15 protein-coding genes and 1 pseudogene are annotated in these 19544 nt (G+C 69.8%); 13 read left to right on the forward strand and 3 right to left on the reverse strand.

Annotated elements, in window-relative coordinates:
• Nucleotides 1–124: 124 nt before the first annotated feature.
• Together VGZ32_RS19400 and VGZ32_RS19405 are read left to right on the forward strand one after the other, a co-directional pair.
• Nucleotides 125–220 (forward strand): annotated as a pseudogene (locus VGZ32_RS19400) (VOC family protein); the annotation flags it as partial.
• A 142-nt stretch (nucleotides 221–362) separates the two neighbouring features.
• Complete coding sequence (locus tag VGZ32_RS19405; protein ID WP_326887504.1) at nucleotides 363–1187, forward strand: SAM-dependent methyltransferase; 825 nt, start codon at nucleotides 363–365, stop codon at nucleotides 1185–1187.
• A 123-nt stretch (nucleotides 1188–1310) separates the two neighbouring features.
• On the opposite strand, the gene VGZ32_RS19410 is transcribed toward VGZ32_RS19405, so the two are convergent.
• Both VGZ32_RS19410 and VGZ32_RS19415 read right to left on the reverse strand, forming a co-directional pair.
• Nucleotides 1311–1559, reverse strand: a complete 249-nt coding sequence (locus tag VGZ32_RS19410) for a hypothetical protein (RefSeq protein WP_326887505.1) — start codon at nucleotides 1557–1559, stop codon at nucleotides 1311–1313.
• A gap of 60 nt (nucleotides 1560–1619) precedes the next feature.
• Complete coding sequence (locus VGZ32_RS19415; RefSeq protein WP_326887506.1) at nucleotides 1620–4298, reverse strand: LuxR C-terminal-related transcriptional regulator; 2679 nt, start codon at nucleotides 4296–4298, stop codon at nucleotides 1620–1622.
• 209 nt (nucleotides 4299–4507) lie between these two features.
• Between VGZ32_RS19415 and VGZ32_RS19420 the strand changes: the two genes are divergently transcribed.
• The 4 genes from VGZ32_RS19420 (at nucleotide 4508) to VGZ32_RS19435 (ending at nucleotide 9431) form a co-directional block, all read left to right on the forward strand.
• On the forward strand, nucleotides 4508–5188 hold the full coding sequence (locus VGZ32_RS19420; RefSeq protein WP_326887507.1) for an SDR family oxidoreductase: 681 nt from the start codon (nucleotides 4508–4510) through the stop codon (nucleotides 5186–5188).
• 274 nt (nucleotides 5189–5462) lie between these two features.
• Nucleotides 5463–6524, forward strand: coding sequence for an MBL fold metallo-hydrolase (locus tag VGZ32_RS19425; RefSeq protein WP_326887508.1), 1062 nt, complete (start codon nucleotides 5463–5465; stop codon nucleotides 6522–6524).
• 100 nt (nucleotides 6525–6624) lie between these two features.
• Nucleotides 6625–7509, forward strand: a complete 885-nt coding sequence (locus VGZ32_RS19430) for an oxidoreductase (protein ID WP_326887509.1) — start codon at nucleotides 6625–6627, stop codon at nucleotides 7507–7509.
• A 509-nt stretch (nucleotides 7510–8018) separates the two neighbouring features.
• On the forward strand, nucleotides 8019–9431 hold the full coding sequence (locus tag VGZ32_RS19435; protein WP_326887510.1) for a ricin-type beta-trefoil lectin domain protein: 1413 nt from the start codon (nucleotides 8019–8021) through the stop codon (nucleotides 9429–9431).
• A 135-nt stretch (nucleotides 9432–9566) separates the two neighbouring features.
• Here the strand turns inward: VGZ32_RS19435 and VGZ32_RS19440 are convergent, their stop codons facing one another.
• Nucleotides 9567–10496 (reverse strand): DUF3048 domain-containing protein, encoded by a 930-nt coding sequence (locus tag VGZ32_RS19440; RefSeq protein WP_326887512.1) that lies wholly within the window; start codon nucleotides 10494–10496, stop codon nucleotides 9567–9569.
• Nucleotides 10497–10864: 368 nt separating this feature from the next.
• On the opposite strand from VGZ32_RS19440, the gene VGZ32_RS19445 reads away from it, so the two are divergent.
• The 7 genes from VGZ32_RS19445 (at nucleotide 10865) to VGZ32_RS19475 (ending at nucleotide 19544) form a co-directional block, all read left to right on the forward strand.
• Complete coding sequence (locus VGZ32_RS19445) at nucleotides 10865–11842, forward strand: LysR family transcriptional regulator (protein WP_326887513.1); 978 nt, start codon at nucleotides 10865–10867, stop codon at nucleotides 11840–11842.
• A 173-nt stretch (nucleotides 11843–12015) separates the two neighbouring features.
• Entirely contained in the window at nucleotides 12016–13008 is a 993-nt protein-coding gene (locus VGZ32_RS19450) for an amidohydrolase family protein (protein ID WP_326887514.1), read from the forward strand.
• A gap of 50 nt (nucleotides 13009–13058) precedes the next feature.
• Nucleotides 13059–14519 carry an aldehyde dehydrogenase family protein gene (locus VGZ32_RS19455; RefSeq protein ID WP_326887515.1) on the forward strand — a complete coding sequence of 487 codons (1461 nt, stop codon included), beginning with the start codon at nucleotides 13059–13061 and terminating at the stop codon, nucleotides 14517–14519.
• A gap of 456 nt (nucleotides 14520–14975) precedes the next feature.
• Entirely contained in the window at nucleotides 14976–16052 is a 1077-nt protein-coding gene (locus tag VGZ32_RS19460) for an aminotransferase class V-fold PLP-dependent enzyme (protein WP_326887516.1), read from the forward strand.
• A gap of 521 nt (nucleotides 16053–16573) precedes the next feature.
• Nucleotides 16574–16903 (forward strand): cytochrome P450, encoded by a 330-nt coding sequence (locus VGZ32_RS19465; RefSeq protein WP_326887517.1) that lies wholly within the window; start codon nucleotides 16574–16576, stop codon nucleotides 16901–16903.
• A gap of 107 nt (nucleotides 16904–17010) precedes the next feature.
• The gene (locus VGZ32_RS19470) at nucleotides 17011–17742 is read left to right on the forward strand and encodes a FadR/GntR family transcriptional regulator (protein ID WP_326887518.1); all 732 of its coding nucleotides are present in this window, start codon (nucleotides 17011–17013) and stop codon (nucleotides 17740–17742) included.
• Between the two features lie 254 nt (nucleotides 17743–17996).
• Nucleotides 17997–19544, forward strand: coding sequence for an amino acid permease (locus VGZ32_RS19475; protein ID WP_326887519.1), 1548 nt, complete (start codon nucleotides 17997–17999; stop codon nucleotides 19542–19544).

Consider the following 19544-nt stretch of genomic DNA (forward strand, 5'->3'; position numbering starts at 1 on the left):
GCCGGTGATCCGGTGGCGGCCGTCGAGACGCAGAGCAGAGATATGCCTCTACGGCGCGCGTCAGTCGGGGCTGGTCAGATCCTGACGACGACTTTTCCTTGGCATGGTCGGCGGGCACGGCATGGCGCACATGCCGCTGGGCAACTATGGCTTCAGCGCCAAGTTCGGTTGGGCCGACGACCGGTTCGGCGTCTCCTGGCAGCTGAATCTGGCGGCGTGAAGGCGCGTCGGCGTCGTTCAAGGGACCAATCTCGGCCAAGCTTTCCCTATCCCGTTTCCGTGGTCGTATGATCGCAGTGCGTGCCGACCGCCCGCACGGGGGCGCGGTGCGGAGATCCGCGACGCGAACGAGGGGAGCGGGCGTGCTGGGTCACCACCGGCCGGTCTGGGCGCCGGACGACGTCGACATCGAGACGCCGTCGGCCGCGCGAATGTATGACTACTACCTGGGCGGCAGCCACAACTTCGCCGCCGACCGCGAGTTGGCCGAGCAGACGATCCAGGCGTGGCCGGATGCGCCGCACCTGTGCCGGGCGAACCGGGCGTTGCTGCGGCGCGTCGTCGGGTACCTGGCGGGCGGGGTGGACCAGTTCGTCGATCTGGGCTCGGGCATCCCGACCGTGGGCGCGGTGCACGAGGTGGCCCGGGAGCTCAATCCGGACGCCCGCACGGTCTACGTGGACTCGGATGCGGTGGCGGTGGCGCACAGTCGCGCCCTGCTGGACGGCGTGCCGTACGCCGCGGTGGTCCATGAGGATCTTCGGGAGCCGGACCGGGTGCTGGCTGATCCGGAACTGACCGGTCTGCTCGATCTGAGTCGGCCGGTGGCGGTGCTGATGTTCGCGGTCCTGCCGTTCGTGCCCGACGAGGACGACCCGGCGGCGGTCGTGGCCGCCTACCGCGATGCGACCGCGCCCGGCTCGTACCTGGCGATGAGCCACGGCACCGACGATTACCGGCCGGTGGCCGCGCATCGGGTCGTCGATGTCTACACCCGGGCCAGCCACTCGATGACGCTGCGCAGCCGGGAGCGGATCGGGTCGCTGCTGGAGGGTTACGAGCTGGTGCCGCCGGGCCTGGTGGACATGATCCACTGGCGGCCCGAGCCGGAGGGCGCACTGCCCGATCCGCTCGGCGGCGACGTCACCCGCTACTCGATGCTCGCCGCGGTCGGCCGCCGCGCCTGATCGCAGCGGTGGATCAACGGGCCCGAACCATGAGCCGGGAGTTCCGCGACTTGTCTCGTGGCCACAGGCTCTCGGTGAGACAGGTAAGCGGCCATCGCCCGGATCTGGTCAGTCGGCGCCGTGTCACGCCGGGGACGTCGGGCCGGGCTGCGCCGACGGGCACGGCGGGCTTGACCTGCTCACCTCGACCAGGTCTATCCCGAGCATCTCCAACTGCGCCAGCACCCCGTACAGCGCCGAGCTGTCCAGGAAGCCGACCAGCACGGTCTGCGTGACCTCTTGCTCGGCCGACAGCGAGGGGAACGCGGACAGCACGGTGGCGCCGAGGTGGCCGTCGACGCGGATCGTGTACAAGGCTGGCTCAGCGTGCATACGGGCATGCTCGACCGCGGGCAGGTGAAAGCGCCATCACCGGGATCTGGTGAGCCCGCGCTACCGCGGGGAGCCGGTCGCGAGCAGCCGGAGTTCCCGCGCCCGCTCGACGGCCGAGGACCGGTCGGTGGCTTGAAGCTTGGCGTAGATGTTGCGGACGTGGGTGTTGACGGTGTTCACCGAGATGGACAGTTCTCGGGCGATCTCGGGCCGGGAGAGGTTGGTCGGGAGGTAGCGCAGGACCCGTCGTTCGGTGGAGCTCAGTTCCTGGGCCGCCGGCAGGGGAGGAGTCGTCGCCGACGAGGACCCTCCGTGGATCACGTCGAGGATGTCGGTGAGCAGGGCTGCATGAGCCGTCTGATTTCGCGGCATCGCTTCGAGCAGTTCGCCCGCACCGGTCATGACGAACGGAAGGATGATCCTTCCGGGCTCGGCGAGCTCGAGGGCCTGTTCGATCCCGTCCTGCGCCTGCTTCAGCTCGCCGAGCGCGTGATTCGCGAGCGCGGCCAGGAGCCGCGCCTCGATGACGGTGGCCAGGTGGACGACGGGGGCGTGTCCGTCGATGACTCCTGCGACGGCGGCGAGCGCACCGGCGGGGTCGCCTTCCCCAAGGCAGATCACCGCCCGGGCGTTGCGGAACTCGCCCGAGTCGATCAGTGGGCTGTCGAGCGTGGCGAGAGAGCTGCGGCCGTCGGCGGCGTACCCGAGGCGGGCCTGGGTGGCGAGCAGCCACCCGGTGACGTTGCTGGCCAGGGCATGCGGGTCGGAGAGCCGTGATTGCAGTTCGTGCGCCGTGGCGAATTCCTCGGCGGCCTCGCGGAGCCGACCGCGACCGGCGTGGAGCATCCCTTTCGCGAGGTGGAGCAGTGTTCCGATGCCCGGTCCGCAGTCTGCCCGGAGGGCCACGTCAGCACGCTGCAATATACGTTCCGCGTCGTCGAACTCTCCCATCCAGACCATCGACCCGGCCAGGGTCACCAGGGCCGGGGCGAGGATGAACGCGCTACCCCAGCCGTGTTCCTCGGCGAGCGCGATCGCCTCCTCACAACGCTTTCGCGCGTACCTGATACCGGAAAGCCGCACCGCGAATCCGAGCTGGGCCCGGCAGGCCACCTCCAGATACGGCCGGCCGATCTTCCGGGCGAGATCCGCGCCTTCCTGGAGATGGCGCACCCCGTCGGAGCGGCCGAGCGACCAGGCTTCGACGGTGCCCAGGTTCATCAGGGCCACGACGCGCAGGTCGTTGCCCAGTGCGAACTCCTCTTCGCGCACGACGCTCGGCGGGGTGTTGAGGAACTCCGCGTGGCGTATGACATCCGCCAGGTTCCCGCGCCGCCGGGCCAGCGACAGGTTCAGCGACGCGATCGCGGCACGAAGCCGGTACCGGCGGTCTTCAGGCACCCACGCCAAGGATGAGTCGGTGACCGCCAGGTGCGCGGCGGCCTCGTCCAGGCGACCGTGAACCAGGTCGACCATCGTCCGCACGACGCTCAGGTCCGGGAACGTGACGCCGTTCTGCGGGAAGGCCTCGAGCAGCGTCTGCATCGACTCTTCCTGGCCGTCGAGCATCATCCCGAAGGCGTGATCGCTGAGCACCGCCGCGGCGTCGGACCAGTCGTCGGCCGCCTGCAGGTGCCGTACGGCTTCGATGATCAGGCCCTTGTCGGTGAGCCAGCCTGCCGCCCGCCGGTGAAGGGTGCGCACTTCGTCCGGCAGGATCCTGCGCAGTTCCAGCCGCAGGAGGTCGGCGAACAGGTGGTGATACCGGAACCAGGTCCGCTCCGGGTCGAGGGAGACGACGAACGCGTTCGCGTCTTCGAGGCCGAGCAGGATGCGCTCCGAGCCGGGGCGACCGGTGAGCAGGTCGGCCAGCTCACCGTTGACCCGCTGCAGGATCGAGGTCCGCAGAAGCAGGTTCTGCACGTCCTGCGGCAGCCGCTCCAGCATCTCGGCGACCAGATACTCCGCGACGGTCCTGCTGCTGCCGGTGAACTCCGCGACGAAACGCTCCGGGTCCGGGTGATCGGTCAGCGATATCGCGGCGAGCCGCAGACCCGCGGCCCATCCCTCCGTGCGCTCATGCAGCCGAGCCACGGCGGTGTCGGACAACGCGATGCCGGACGCGCTGAGCAGCGCGCGAGTCTCCGCCTCGCTGAAGCGCAGGTCCGCTGCGCGCAGCTCAGCCAAGTCGCCGGCCAGCCGCAGCTGGTGCAGGCGCAGTGGCAGATCCCGGCGGGTCGCCAGGATCGCGTGGACGTCCTGCGGCAGATTCGTCAGCAGGCGGGTCAGCTGCGCGAAGGTCTCCGGCGAGGCCAGCTCGTGGACATCGTCGATCACGAGGCTGACACGCTCGGCCTGTCCGGTCAGCTCCGACAGGATGCGGTCCACCATCGCCGCGCCGCTGAAGTCGGGCGACGCGGTCGACGGCTCCGCGCCGACGGGATCGCCTGACACGCCTCGCACGGCCTTGAGCAGGGCGAGCCAGAAGAGCTGGGCGTCCTGCTGGTCGCGCTGCACCTGGACGATCGCCAGCCGGTGCTGCTTGTCCTGACGGTCGGCCCACGCTCGCAGGAGCGTCGACTTCCCGCTGCCGGCCGGCGCGGCGATGATCGTCACCGCGGCCGTGGCCGCCCGGTCCAGCCCGGCCAGGAGTTCGTCCCGGTCGATTCGCCGCGGGTGCCCAGGATCTCTCGAGTGCGGGCGGGCCCCGGGACCTCGCTTCCCTGTCTTGGGCGACACGATCCACTCGTAACAGCCGCTCGCGCCGCGTGTCAACGGCACACCGAATCACCAGGTTCTGGTGATGGGCGCTCACCTGCCTCGGCGGCAGCCTTGAGCCACGGCACGACGGCGTCCGGCCTGGAGACCCGAACATACGCTCGACCTGAACATCGGCTCGCAGACGCCCCCGGCCGCTCCACGTTCTTCAAGCGAACGGAGTCGAAGCCATGAGTGATCGAGTGGCGGTCGTGGCCGGTGCGGGCGGTCCGCTGGGCCACGCGGTGGCGGTGAAGCTGGCGTCCTCGGGATTCAGCGTCGTCGGCGTCGACCGCAACGAGGACGGCCTGCGGGAACTGCCAGACACCATCCGCCGGGTGCCCGGCGATACGACCGATCCGGCGGTTCCCAAGGCAGTCCTCGAACAGGTCGTCGCCGAGGTTGGGCCGCCGGAGGTACTAGTGAACACGATTGGCACGTTCGTGTTGGGGGACGCGCTCTCGGTGACGCCCGACGAACTGCGGAGGTTGATCGATATCAACGTCGGCGCGGCGCTGTGGCTGACCCAGGCCGTCGTGCCGCACATGCTGCAGCGGGGCGGCGGCTCCCTCGTGCACGTGTCCGCCCGCCCGGCGGCCGTGCCGACTGCGGGCATGGCCGCGTACAGCCTGAGCAAGGCGGCGCTCAGCCACCTGGTCCGCGTGCTCGACACGGAGCTGCGCCCGCAGGGAATCCGCGTGAATGCGGTCGCGCCGCAGCTGATCGACACCCCGAAGAACCGAAGCTTCCTCCCGCCGGACGCGCTGGCGCACGCGGTCACGCCCGAGGCGGTCGCCGAGCTGATCGTGTTCCTCGCGAGCGACGCCTCTGCGCCCGTCAGCGGAGCCATCCTGCCCGCTTACGGCGCCTAGGGCGTTTCAAGAGGCATCGCCGGGCCTGCGACGCCTGCTGTGTGTTCGAGCGGCACGTTCGCTGCGTGGGCGAAGCACCCGGTGCCGCCAGGCACCTGCGGTTCACAGCTTCTCGATATGAGGGAGCTGCGCCGCCTTGCGCATCACACGCGTCAGACGCCGCAGGCTAATCCGACGCTCCTCCATAAACACGCCCTAGCCGCACCTGGAACTTCCCCCACCCTGATTCCGTCCCGCACCATCGCCTCAGACGCCTCAGAAAGGCAGTGCAGCCATGTCCCTGCGCGACGCTCCCACTGACCGCCGCTCGTTCCTGACCCGCTCCGCGGCCGTCGCCGCTGTACCCGCGCTGGTCGCGGTAGCCGGTGGTGCGTTGGCAGGCCCGGCAGCCGCTGATTCGCTTCCGGACTACGCGCCGATCCCGCCCTCGGCGCTCGGCCCCGCGGTCAACGCCAAGGGCTACTACGTCGGCCGGGTCGAGCGGAACCTGTACTGGGTCACCGACGGCACCTACCAGGCCGCGTTCCTGACCACCGAAGACGGCGTCGTGCTGTTCGACGCACCGCCGTCCATCGGCCACAACCTGCAGCGCGCCATCGACGAGATCGCTGCGGCCAACGACGTGTCCAACAAGGTCACCCACATGGTCTACTCGCACCACCACGCCGACCACCTCGGCGCCTCGTTCCTGTTCGGCGACGACGTGGAGCGCATCGGCCACGCCGAGACCCGCACCCTGCTGCTGCGCGACAACGACCCCGCGCGTCCGGCCCCTGACGTCACCTTCGAGGATCGCAAGACCCTGCACGTCGGCGGCGAGCGGATCGAGCTGGCGCACCTGGGTACCAACCACACCCCCGACAACATCTACATCCACTTCCCCGACCACGACACGCTGATGCTGGTCGACATCAACCTGCCCGGCTGGGTGCCCTTCGACAGCTTCAACCTGAACGAGGACGTGCCCGGCTCGGTCGCCGCCTCGGACAAGGCCCTGGCCTACCCGTGGACGCACTACATCGGCGGGCACATGGGCCGCCTGGGCACCCGCCAGGACATGGCCGTCTACCAGCAGTACGTCGCAGACCTCATCGCCGGAGTGAAGGCCGCGCTGGTCAACGTCGACCCGGCCCCGTTCTTCGCCAAGTACGGCGACAACGAGTGGGCCGCGGTCAAGACCTACCAGGACGCGCAGACCAAGTACGCTTCTGATCCGGTGATCCAGAAGTACCTCGGCGTCCTGGCCGCAGCCGACGTGTACACCCAGAGCACTGCGTTCGTACTCCTGGAATCCGTCCGGCTCGACCTCGGGATCGGCTCGCAGGTCCACGCCTGACCGCCGACCACCTGCCGCCTTCGCAGGTCGCGGGGCCGCCGCAGTTCACGCGGCGGCCCCGCGATCCCGACCACTCTCGAACCGCTCTCCAGGAGACACCGTGTCAGACCGCGTGTACGCCATCGATTCCGCCGGGTCGTTCGCCCTGGGCCCCTGGACGGTGCGCCGGGTCGGATATGGCGCCATGCAGCTGGCCGGCGACAACGTCTTCGGGCCGCCGCGAGACCGCGACGAGGCGCTGAGCGTGCTGCGCGCCGCGGTCGAGGCCGGCGTCAATCACATCGACACCGCGCAGTACTACGGACCCGGCGTCGTGAACGAACTCATCCGCGAGGCCTTGTACCCCTATCCGGCCGACCTGGCCATCGTCAGCAAGCTCGGCGCCCGCCGCGACGCCAACGGCGCGGTGCTGCTGTTCGACGAACCCGACCAGCTGCGCCAGGGCCTCGAGGACAACCTGGCCACCCTCGGCGTCGACCGGCTGCCCGCCGTGAACCTGCGCATGATCGACCAGGCCAAGCCCGGCAAGAAGTTCGACGCCCAGCTCGCCAGTCTGGTGCGGGCCCGCGAGGAGGGCCTGATCGACGGGATCGGCCTGAGCAACATCTCCCTGGAACAACTGCTGCGGGCGGTCGAGCAGACGGACGTCGTCTGCGTGCAGAACCTGTTCAACCTGGTCGATCAGAGCTCCGCGGACGTCCTCGAGGAATGCGCGAGGCGCGGCATCGCATTCGTCCCCTTCTTCCCGATCGGCGGCCAGAACCGGCTCCTGAGCAGCCGGGTGATCGCGGCACTGGGAGCGAGACTGCGGGCCACGCCGGCCCAGATCGCCCTCGCCTGGCTGCTCGACCTCGCCCCGAACATCCTTCTGATCCCCGGCACCCGCACGCGGACCCACCTCGCGGAGAACCTCGAAGCCGCCACCGTCGAGCTCGACGACGCCGCCCGCGCCGAGCTGGCCGAGCATTTCCCGGCCGCCCGATGAAGTCCGCTGACCCGCGCAGGTACGTACGTGGTGGACTGCGGTCGCGGCTGGTGAGCGTTTGCGTTCAACCGCGTTGACGAGGCCTCTGTGACCGATCCGTTATAAAGCGGGCGCTTGACGTCGCCATTGGTCTAGTCCACTTTGATACTCGATGCCGACCGCGGTGGTCGACGACCAGCGCATCAGCTCAATCGCTCTCCGGCGCTCTACTTCCGCGAGACGCGGCTCGGCTCTCACTACAGCAGGTGAAAAGGCGTCCGGCGCACGCCGTTTCCCCGCCCTGGTGGTGTACCTAGGGAGGCAGGGAGCGGAGCTTGGTGCGCCGATCCGGAGAGCCGTCATGGCCGACGCCTGTATCAGGCGTCTGCCGTCGGCGCCGTTCGCCGCTGATCCACCGCACTCTCCTTCTGCACGAGTCCAGCGCAGTTCAGCCTCGTCCGTCGCGGTCTCCGTCGACGGAAATGCGCCCTGGACCGCCGATTGGCTGGAATCTCGAGCGAAGGTGACATATGAGAGTTCTCAATCTGCGCGGCGGGCCGCGCCTGGTCGCCGCCGGATCCTCGGTGCTGTTGGCGACCTCCGGCATCATGGCGGCCTCGATCGTCTCCGCGGCGCCCGCCCATGCGTCGGTGGGGCAGGTCGCGCCGTACGTCGACATGTCCAACTCGCAGGAAGGCGTGCTGAACACCGTTATCTCCCAGGACGGTCTGCGCTCCTTCACCGCGGCTTTCGCCATCGGCGAGGGCTGCAGCGACATCTGGGGTGACACCCTGCCGATCGGCAACGACCCGACCATCGGCGGGGAGATCTCCTCGGCGAAGGCGGCCGGGGCGTCGCTGATCGTCTCCTCCGGCGGCGCGGCGGGCGAGCCGATCTCGTTCACCTGCACCAACCAGGGCACGATCGACGCCGCCTACCAAGCCATCATCAACGACTACGGCACCAGGCAGCTCGACTTCGACATCGAGGGCGCCGCCATCGCCGACACCGGCGGCATCGACCGGACCTTCCAGGCCATGAAGGACCTGCAGGGCTCGAACCCCGGCCTCCAGTGGTCGGTCACCGTCCCGGTCACGCCCACCGGTCTCGACTACAACGGCACGGGCCTGCTGCAGGACGCCGCGAACATGGGCGTGACCATCCCGTTGGTCAACATCATGACGATGGACTACTACCAGGGCACCGGCACCGAGATGGGCAACGCGGCGATCAGCGCGGCCCAGGGCACCTTGAACCAGATGAGGGCGGTCAACGGCTCGTATTCGTACGCCAACATCGGGATCACCCCGGACATCGGCATCAACGACGACGGCTCCACCTTCACGCTCTCAGACGCCTCGTCGGTGGCTGGCTGGGCCAGCGGCAACGGCATCGGCCGACTCGCCTTCTGGTCGGTCGACCGCGACCAGCCCTGCCCTGGCGGCAACGGCGGCGCTTCCTCGCCCACCTGCAGCGGCGTCTCCGAGAACACCGGCCAGTTCACCGGTTCGTTCACCGGCGCCGGAGGCGGAAACCCGCCGCCCCCACCCCCGCCGCCGCCCGGCTCCGGCCCGGTCAAGCTGGCCTACAACGGCCTGTGCCTGGACGACCGCAGCGCCAGCACCACCAACTTCAACCCCATCCAGGTCTACACCTGCAACGGCACCAACGCGCAGCAGTGGACTTACACCTCTAGCAACCAGCTGATGGTGCTCGGCAAGTGCCTCGACGTGAACGGCGCGGGCACCGCCAATGGGACCACAGTCGACCTCTACGACTGCAACGGCACGGGTGCGCAGGTCTGGCAACACCAGTCCAACGGCTCCTACCTCAACCCCAATTCCGGCAAGTGCCTCGACGACACCGGCTGGGGCGGCTCCGGCACCCAATCTCAGATCTGGGCCTGCTCCGGCAACTCGAACCAGTCCTGGAGCCTGCCGTAACCGCGTAGCACCTAGCACCCGTTAAGCGCGAAATCGGGGCGGGTATCCGGTATTAGCACCGGATACCCGCCCCGATCCGTGTTCGAATGTCCGGCTCACCGGCCGCCGCGCTGGCCGCGACGAGCGGGCGGGCGCTCAGCCCTCCAGGACGATCCAGGTGCGTCCCGGCGTCAGGCGCATGGGGACGCCCGCGACGGTGTAGCTCGTGGGCGATCCGTCAGTGGGCTTGGACCACTGCCCGTGCCAGACCTCGCCGTCGCGGTAGAAGTCCGCCGCGCCCTGGCCGGTGGTCTGCGAGAAGACCTCGTTGTCGGGATGGCCGGCGTTGTAGTCGGTGTATTTGCCCGGCACGACGGAGACATGTTGGATGATCACGTTGTCCGTGGCGGTGGGTCCCTGATCGGTCGTCGCTGCCTGCCTTCCGTCCACGGTCACCAGCCACCGGTCGCCGGAGGCGGTGAAGGTGAACGAGGCGGCCGGCATGCGGGCCGCGGCGGAGGAGGCCGGCTGACCTCCTGCGGGCGCCGCGCCGAAGCGCAGGCCGACGTCCTGGGTCTGCGCCAGGTCGGGATAGGCGGCGAACACCGCGGCCGGGCTGATGTACGTGGGGGAGCTGCCGCCATTGCTGAACAGCGTCGGTGCGCGGCTCGGGGTGATGTTCTCCAGGTTCGCAGCGGCCAGGTCGGGCAGCAGGCCCGAAATCGCCCCCGAGTAGGCCAGCCCGACCTTGCCGAAGGAGGCCAGAAGGGGGATGTCGGTCTGCCGTGCGCTGCGCACCGGCCCCACGCGCCCAGGAGCGCTCGAGCTGTCGAAAACGGCCAGGTAGCGGCTCAGCCCGCCCTCGACCTGAACGACGTAGACCAGGTCGGCGGAGTTCAGCCCGGTCTGTTGGGTCTGTGCCGCGCCAACGTTGTCGATCTTGACGGCGAGGACGTGGCCGCCGGGGCCCATCCCGGTCAGCTGGTTGATCACCGGCTTGGGCGGCGGCGGAGGTGCGGGCTTGTTGCTCGAACATCCGGACGTGCCGAGCAGCAGGCCCCCGAGCACACCCAGGGCCGCGACCACCGCTAGGACACGCGGCGCACGCCCGCGCGGTCGACGACCGCCGCCGAAGCTTCGCACGTCAGTAATCCGTCCTTCCCGTGCTTGCGGAGTCTGCGCAGTCGGTCGGCTCGCCATGGTCACTCGCCACCGCCTCCACTGTGGCATGGCCAGCGCGTCACTGCCGGACAGCCTGTTTCAGGAGTGACGGGTGTTAGTGCAGGAGGCTGACGGACGAGCTGGAGCGGGCCAGCCAATAGCATCGCCGTCGGCTCCATGGTCTCTGCAGCGTGCGACATCTACGCGCCCGGCCCGGTTACTGTGGCCGCAGGCGATCCGCGGATCGCGACCCCTGCCCCGCTCGCCAAGCCCCGTCAGATCCGGAACATACCGTGGACGCCGATGCCGACCGCGCCGCAGTCCCCGCCGACGCGCTGCGGAACCTGAACCTCAACCTGCTGCTGCACCTAGACGCGCTGCTCGCGCATCGCAGCGTCTCGCAGGCGGCCAGGCACCTCGGGCTGAGCCAGCCGACTGTGTCCGCCGCGCTGCACCGGCTGCGCCGCCAGTTCGGTGACGAACTGCTGGTGCGCAGCGGCGCGCAGACCGAGCTCACGCCGCTCGGCCTGCAACTACAGCCGTTGACCGCCGCCGCGCTCACCTCGGTCGAACGGGTCTTCACCAGCACCAACGTCTTCGATCCAGCCGCCTCGAACCGCGAGTTCTCGCTGCTCGGCATCGACTACTGGGTCGCCTCGGTCGGCTCGGCACTGACCGCGCAGGTCGCCCGGGTCGCCCCTGCGGTCCGGCTGCGTTTCTGCCGGCCGAGCGGGGAGTTGTTCTCCGGCATCACGGACACGCTGCGCACCGTGGACGGCGTGCTCGGCCCGCACGGCGTGCTGCACGGAGTCAGCCATACGGACCTTTACTCCGACGAATGGGTCTGCGTCGTCGACGCCGGCAACCGTCGGGTGGGCGAGCGGCTCACCTTGGCCGAGCTGAGCGCCCTGCCGTGGGTCGTCGCGATGAACGAGTCGACCGCGGACGCCGGGCTTCGGGAGCCGCTCGGCATGCGGCAGCTGCGCCTGGCGGGTATCGAACCGCGGATCACGGCCGCGGTGGAGTCCTACCTCGCAGTGCCCTGGTTCGTCGCCGGCAGCGAGCGGATCGCGATCACACACCGCCGGTTCGCCGAGAAGATCGCCGGCGCCACGGGCCTACGCGTTCTGGACTGCCCGATCCCGCTGCGGCCGCTGAGACTGGCGCTGTGGTGGCATCCTCAGTTCGAGCGGGACGCCGGCCACCGCTGGCTGCGCGAGACGCTGCGCTCGCTGTACGACGAACCGACACAGAAGCAGGGTGAACCGTAGGCGTATATCCACTTGCGTAGATATTAGTTGTCATCAAAGCAATGTGAAGCGTCGTCGAACATAGACGGCGTCGATGCCGTCCATAGGAAGTTCGCAGTTCCGCGGGCCGCGCGCGACCAGCAGGCTGGAACCGATCCGGGGGCACCCGGCGGCCGGCGAGAGGGCGACGCGCCATGGCAGGCGACGAACAGCAGGCCGGCGAAACCGAGTTCGGTCCCGCGTTCACCGACGTCCACTACCACTTCGTGCCCGCCGAGGTCCGACGGCTCGTCGAGGAGCGTGCCGAGGGCAACCCGGACGCGCGCTTCTTCAAGATCCTGCTCGACGCCTTCCCGGACCTGGCGACGCCGTCGGCCGAGCGCGAGCTGACCGCGGAGTCCGGGCGCGCGGTGATCTCCTTGCCGACCGCCGTCGGGCCCGGGGTGATCGGCCTCGGCGACACGGCCGACCTGGTGCGGATCTGCAACGACGAGATGATCGCGGCGGTCGCGGCCGAGGACGCGTACGCGTCGACGATGATCACCCTTCCCTGGGACGATCCGCGGGCCGCGCGCGCCGAGGTCGAGCGGGTCGGTGCGAATCCGGCCGTGTCGGCCGTCATCGTCCACGTCGGCCTCGAGCAGACCCGGCTGGTCGACGAGCCGGATCTGGAGCCGGTCTACCGGGCGATCGCCGGGCACGGCCTGCCGCTTTTCGTGCATCCCGTGCAAGAGGCGCCGCCGAACGGGATGGCGCAGTGGTTCCTGTCCAACGTCCTCGCGTCGCCGATGGCGACCAGCCTCGCCGCGGCGCGCCTCATGTTGTCCGGGATGCTCGACCGAGTACCGGACCTGACACTCATCATCCCGCAACTCGGAGGCACGCTGCCTTACCTCGCCCAGCGGCTGGCGGACCAGAGTGGGAAGGGCAACGCAGAGCACGACATCCCGTACTACCTGCGTACCCGCACATACTTCGACACCTGCTCCTTCCATGCGCCGGCGCTGGACTGCGCGATCGCCACCGTCGGCGCCGACCAACTCCTGCTCGGCTCGGACTTCCCGTTCCGCGGACCGGTGCGCCGAGCGGTGGAGGGCGTCGAGTCAGGGCTCGACCTCGACGGCGCCGAGCTCGTGCTGAGCGCCAATCTCGCGCTGCTCCAGGACACGTCGCGCGCGGTCCGGTAACGACCTCAACCCGCTTCGAGAACATCCGGAACATCCAGAGAGGCAAGACCATGACCACCGAAGCCGTCACCACTCCCTGGTCGTCGGACCGCGAGAGCGACCGATTCGCCGTCGAGAATCCCGCGTATGGCACCGTCCTCGCCTACGTCCAGGGCGCCGGTCCGGACGAGGTGGACAAGGCCGCTCACGCCGCGCAGGCCGGGTTCGAGCGCTGGAGCCGCCGCTCCGCCATCGAGCGGGGCACGCTGCTGCTCGAGGCGGCCCGGGTCATCCGGGAGAACGCCGACGAACTCGCCGCGCTGGAGTCGGCGGAGAACGGCAAGCCGGTGCGCTACGCCCGCGCCTTCGACATCGAGACCTGCATCGCGATCTTCGAGTTCTTCGGCCGCGCCGTGCGCGTCTTCCACGGCGAGGCGCGCGACTCGGGCACGATGCTGGACTTCACCGAGCAGGTCCCCTACGGCGTCGTCGGCGCGATCGTCCCGTTCAACTGGCCGCCGATCCACACCGCCGGCAAGATCGCGCCCGCGCTCGCGGCCGGCAACGCCGTGCTCATCAAGCCCGGCGAGCAGGCCCCACTGGCCTCCATGCGGGTCGCGGAACTGGTGCGGCAGGTGCTGCCGGACGACGTCGTGCACGTCGTGCCGGGTCGTGCAGAGACGGGCGCGGCTATCGCGTCGCACCCCCTCGTCCGCAAGATCTCCTTCACCGGCGCCCCGACGACCGGCACGGCGGTGATCCGCTCGGCGGCCGCGAACCTCACCCCGACCCTGATGGAGCTCGGCGGCAAGAACCCCTTCGTCGTGTTCGAAGACGCCGACCTGGACAGCGCGGCGCGCTGGGCGCTCGACGCGGGCTTTTACAACCAGGGCGAGGCGTGCACCGCGGGGTCGCGGCTGATCGTGCAGCGCTCGGTGTACGACGAGTTCGTCGAGCGGCTCGCGCCGCAGGTCGCGAAGCTGGTCGTCGGCGACGGCTCGAAGCCCGGCACGCACGTCGGACCGCTGGTGACCAAGGCGCAGATGGACCGGGTCCTGGGCTATCTCAAGATCGGCGCGGACGAGGGAGCCGTCGTCGCGGCCGAGGCCGCGCTGCCGACCGACCCGGAACTGGCCGACGGCTTCTTCGTGGCGCCGACGCTGCTCACCGGCGTGCACCCGGACATGCGGGTGGCCAAGGAGGAGATCTTCGGCCCGGTCGCGGTCGTCATCCCCTTCGACGACGAGGAGGACGCCGTGCGCATCGCGAACGGCACCGACTTCGGCCTCGTCGGCGGGGTGTTCTCCGGCGACCAGCCGCGCGCGATCCGGGTCGGCCGCCGCATCGAGGCCGGCCTGATGTACGTCAACCACTACAACCGCATGGCGGTCGGAACGCCCTTCGGGGGAACGAAGCACTCCGGCTTCGGCCGCGAGCACACGCTGGATACGCTGCGCGAGTTCACCTACGCGAAGACGCTGCGCATCCCGTCGGGCGAAGGCGAGATCACCGGCGTGATGGACGCCGTCTGACCCCTGATCCCACCGGGTCAGACGGCGGTCTGCCGTCAACGCCCTGCCCGCGGTGTCTAGCCCATGCCGACCTGTTGAACCGAGGGTTCGATGAGTGCGACAACACGCTCCTCGCCACGCGGGTAGGGCTGCCCGGTGTAACTGATCTGGATCCGATCGATGATCTCCCAGGCGGCGTCTCCGTCGAGCCACTCGACCAATGCGCCGCGGAGGATGACGGGGGTGAAGGTTGTCCGGCGGCGTGAGGGACAGGGCGACGCGCGGGTCGCGGCGCAGGTTTCGCGCCTTGCGGGCCGGAGGCGGCGCTGCACGTGCTGCAGTTCGACCTCGTGCGCCGCCAGACGCGCACGCCACCTCCGGACGTGCTCGTGGCCGAGGCCGCGCGGCGGCTGATGCCGTGGCAGCCGACCGGAATCTCGGTGGACCGCAATCGAGCCGCGTGTGCAGGATGTCCGTATGTCGTTGCGAGATCTGGCGGCCGTCGAGTTCGCGGCCGAGACCACCTACCTCAACACGGCGTCCATAGGGCTACCTCCGGCCAGAACGCTCGAGGCGATGCGGTCGGCACACGAGGAGTGGGCCCGCGGACGGGCGTCCGCCCCGGCATACGACGCGGTGGTCGCCGCCGCGCGCGCGTCGTTCGCCCGGCTCGTCGGCACTGGCCCGGAGCGCGTGGCGATCGGCACGACTGCTTCGACGGAGGTCGGCTTGGTGGCCGGTTCGCTGCCGGCCGGGGCCGAAGTCGTAGTGGCCGAGGGGGATTTCAGTTCGCTGATCCAGCCCTTCGCCGGGCGTGGCGACCTGGCGCTTCGCACGGTGCCGCTCGACGATGTCGCCGCCGCGGTGCGGCCCGGTACCGCGCTGGTCGCGGTCAGCGCGGCGCAGTCCGCCGACGGTCGGGTCGCCGACTTGGCCGCGATCCGCGCCGCCGCAAGTGCTCACGGCGCGCTGACGTTGATCGACGCGACTCAGTCTCTGGGGTGGATGCCGCTTTCGGCCGATCACTGGGACTACGTGGTCTGCAACACCTACAAGTGGCTGCTGTGCCCTCGGGGTGTGTCCTTCTTGGTCGTAAGCCCGCGCGGCGCGGAGCTGCTGCGCCCGGCTTACGCCGGCTGGTACGCGGGCGAAGACCCGTGGGACAACTGTTACGGCCCGGTCCGGCTCGCGGATGACGCCCGCCGCTTCGACGCTTCGCCGATCTGGATCGCCTTCGTCGGAGCGGTCCAGTCCCTCGCCCTGATCGAAGAGGCCGGGATCGCGCAGATCGGTGCGCACGACCTCGCGCTCGCCGAGCGATTCCGCGCCGGACTGACCGATTTGGGATACGAGCCCGTCCGCGGCAATTCAGCGATCGTGGCGGTGCGTGGCCTCGGCCATGTCGCCGACCGGCTGGACGCGGCCGACGTCAAGGTCGCGATCCGCGCAGGCGGCCTTCGCGCCTCGTTCCACCTGTACAACACGATCGGCGATGTCGACCGAACGCTCGACGTGCTGGCCAGCGCGCTGGTCGGTCGGCAGGCTCGGCGGTGAAGTGCCCGGCCGCGTCCCGCAAAGGAGACACGCCGTGACCATCAAGGACGCCGACATCGCGCGCGCCCTGATTCCCATCCTGGCCGGAGACCGCGACGCCATAGCCCAGCGACTTCTCGGCCAGCCCGACGGCGTGCACCGCGCGACGCTGCCCGACGGAGCGAACGTCTGGGTCGTCAGCCACCACCAGGATGTCAAAAGGCTGCTGGCCGATCCGGACCTCGCGCTGGACAAGCGCCGATCCCGCAGCGGGTATCAGGGCTTTGGCCTGCCCCCGGCGCTGGACGCGAACCTGCTCAACCTCGACGGCGCCGACCACGCCCGCCTGCGCCGCCTGGTCACCGCCGCCTTCACCGGCCGCCACGTCGAGGCCCTGCGCGACCACATTCAGGCCACCAGCAATACCCTGATCAGCGACCTGCCGCCCTCCGGCGCCGCCGATCTCGTCGCCGCGTACGCCGCAGCCGGCCACCACCGCGATCCGCCGCTTCCCCACCCGCGATCTCCACGTCGGCGACACCGTGATCCCGGCCGGAGACACCGTCCTGCTCGCCGTCATCGCCGCCAACCGCGACCCGATCAGCGACAACGGCCACCTGTCCTTCGGCCACGGCCCGCACTACTGCCTCGGCGCACCCCTGGCCCGCCTCGAGGCCCGCATCGCGATCTGGACACTCCTGCGCCGCCTGCCCGACCTCGCCCTCGCCGTCCCGTACGCGGACCTGGCTTGGAAGAGCGACCACCGCCAGCACGCGCTGACCCGCCTGCCGGTTACCTACACCCCGCCGCCCTCGTTCCCTTCCGGTTCCACCGATGACCCCGTGTCCTCGTGTGACGCCGTGCCCTCGTAGGCTGAGGTCGCGCGATCCCGACGGCCAAGGCCGGTCAGCGTGGACGCGGGTCGGCCCCGGCGGGACAATGGCCGACAAACGGACCTTACGAGAGGAGCGGTCGGGCGGTGGCTGCGTCCAACGGGCGCGCGGGCGAGTTCGCCGCGTTCCGGCCGGTGCGGGCGGGCAACGCCTTCGAGGAGACGGTCGAGCAGTTGCTGCGCGCGGTCAAGCTCGGCGCGGTGCCGCCGGGCCACCGGCTGCCGCCGGAACGCGAGCTCGCGGGCGTGCTGAACGTCAGCCGCGACACGCTGCGCGAGGCGATCCGCGTGCTGGCCGCCGAAGGGATCGTGGAGAGCCGGCGCGGGCGCTCCGGCGGTACCTACGTGTTGAAGATGCCCGAGCCCGCCGCCACCGGGGGACTGCGCGGCGCGGTGGACGGGCTGCCCGGCGGGCTGGAGGACACGCTCGTCTTTCGCCGCGCGGTGGAGACCGGCGCGGCCGAGGCCGCGGCCGGGCGTGCGCTCGAACCCGCGGAGCGCAAGCTGCTCACTGAGCGTTTGGCCGCGGCGGCGGAGGCTGGCGTGCCCGACTACCGCCTCGCCGACACCCGCTTCCACCTCGCGGTAGCCGAGGTTTCTGGCTCCGGCGCGCTCGCCACGGCGGTCGGCGAGGCCCGGTTGCGAATCAACGCACTGCTGGACGCGATTCCGATGCTCGAGGTCAACCTCAAGCACACGGCCGCACAGCACGAGCGGATCGCGGCGGCCATCCTCGGCGGCGATCCCGAGACGGCGCGCCGCGCGATGGCGGAGCACCTCGAGGGGACCGAGGTGCTGTTGCGCGGCTTCCTGGACTGAGCCGGACCTTCCGCCGGTTCCAAGTGTCAATATCCTGCGTTAGTTTTTCGTCGGCGTTCGGGAGGTTCCCTCTTGACAGCGCGGCGGATCGCACCACACTAGGACCACAAAAGGCCGATCTATCGTCCATTTAGTCGTCGTTTCTCCACGCACAGCCTCGTCTGCTTGCCCCGTTCGGCTGCGCCCGGCCCGCGCCGCGCCGGGCGCCACCTCGCGCACAGCCCCATCACCGAAGCCGTCCCCGGGAGTCGCGCATGTCCCTTGACACCCCCACCGACGCATCCCAACCGTCGACCCAGCGCACTGCGGACGAACTGCGGCTGCACCAGCTCGGCTACGCGCAGGAGCTGTCCCGCAGCATGTCCGGCTTCTCCAACTTCGCCGTCTCCTTCACGATCATCTCGATCCTCAGCGGCTGCCTCACCCTGTACGGATTCGGCATGGCCACCGGCGGGCCGGTCATGATCGTCTGGGGCTGGCCGATCGTCGGGCTGATGACGCTGGTGGTCGGCCTGGCCATGGCGGAGGTCTGCTCCAGCTTCCCCACCGCGGGCGGCCTGTACTACTGGTCCGCGAAGCTCGCCGGGCGCAACGCCGCCGCCTGGTCCTGGTTCACCGGCTGGTTCAACTTCCTCGGCCAGGTCGCGGTGACCGCAGGCATCGACTTCGGCGCCGCGCTGTTCATCAACGCATTGGCGAACCTCCAGTGGAATCTCTCGGCGACGCCCGCGCACACGGTCGAGATCTTCGCGGGCGTCCTGGTGCTGCACGGGCTGCTCAACACCTTCAACGTGCGTCTGGTCGCCCTGCTGAGCCGGGTCAGCGTCTGGTGGCACCTGTTCGGCGTGCTGATCATCGTCGGCGTGCTGGCCTTCAAGCCGGCCCATCACCAGTCGGCCTCGTTCGTGTTCGGGCACTTCGTCAACACCACCGGCTGGTCGTCGGGCATCTACGTCGCGCTGCTCGGCCTGCTGCTCGCGCAATACACCTTCACCGGCTATGACGCCTCGGCGCACATGACCGAGGAGACCAAGAACGCCGCGGTCAGCGGCCCGCGCGGCATCATCATGTCGATCCTGGTCTCGCTCGGCGCCGGCTGGGTGCTGCTGATCGGCATCACCTTCGCCATCCAGAACTACGCCGGCGAGGCCGGCTCGGCCACCGGCGTACCCCCCGCGCAGATCTTCATCGACGCCGTCGGTGCCACCGGCGGCAAGCTGCTGTTGCTGATCGCGATCGTCGCCCAGCTGTTCTGCGGCATGTCCTCGGTCACCGCCAACTCCCGGATGATCTACGCCTTCTCCCGCGACGGCGCGCTGCCCGGCTCCCAGTTCTGGCACCGGATCAACAAGCACACCCGCACGCCGACGAACGCGGTGTGGCTCGCCGCGATCGGCGCCTTCCTGCTGGGAATGCCCGATCTGTGGAACGCCACCGCGTACGCGGCGGTCACCTCCATCGCCGTGATCGGGCTCTACATCGCGTACGTGATCCCCACCTTCCTGCGGCTGCGCCTGGGCGAGACCTTCGAGCGCGGGCCGTGGCACCTGGGCCGCTGGTCCCGCCTGATCGGCGTGGTCGCGGTGGCCTGGGTCGCGGTCATCACGATCCTGTTCATGCTCCCGACCACGTCGCCGATCAGGGGCTCCAACTTCAACTACACGGTCGTCGCGGTCGCGGTCGTGCTCGGATTCGCCGGGACGTGGTGGCTGGTGTCCGCGCGCCGCTGGTTCACCGGGCCGAAGGTGCAGGGCAGCGCCGAGGAACTGGCGGCCATCGAGGCGGAGCTGGAGGGCATCTGA

The organism is Actinocrinis sp. (assembly GCF_035938995.1).
Classification (GTDB): Bacteria; Actinomycetota; Actinomycetes; order Streptomycetales; family Catenulisporaceae; genus DASZGI01.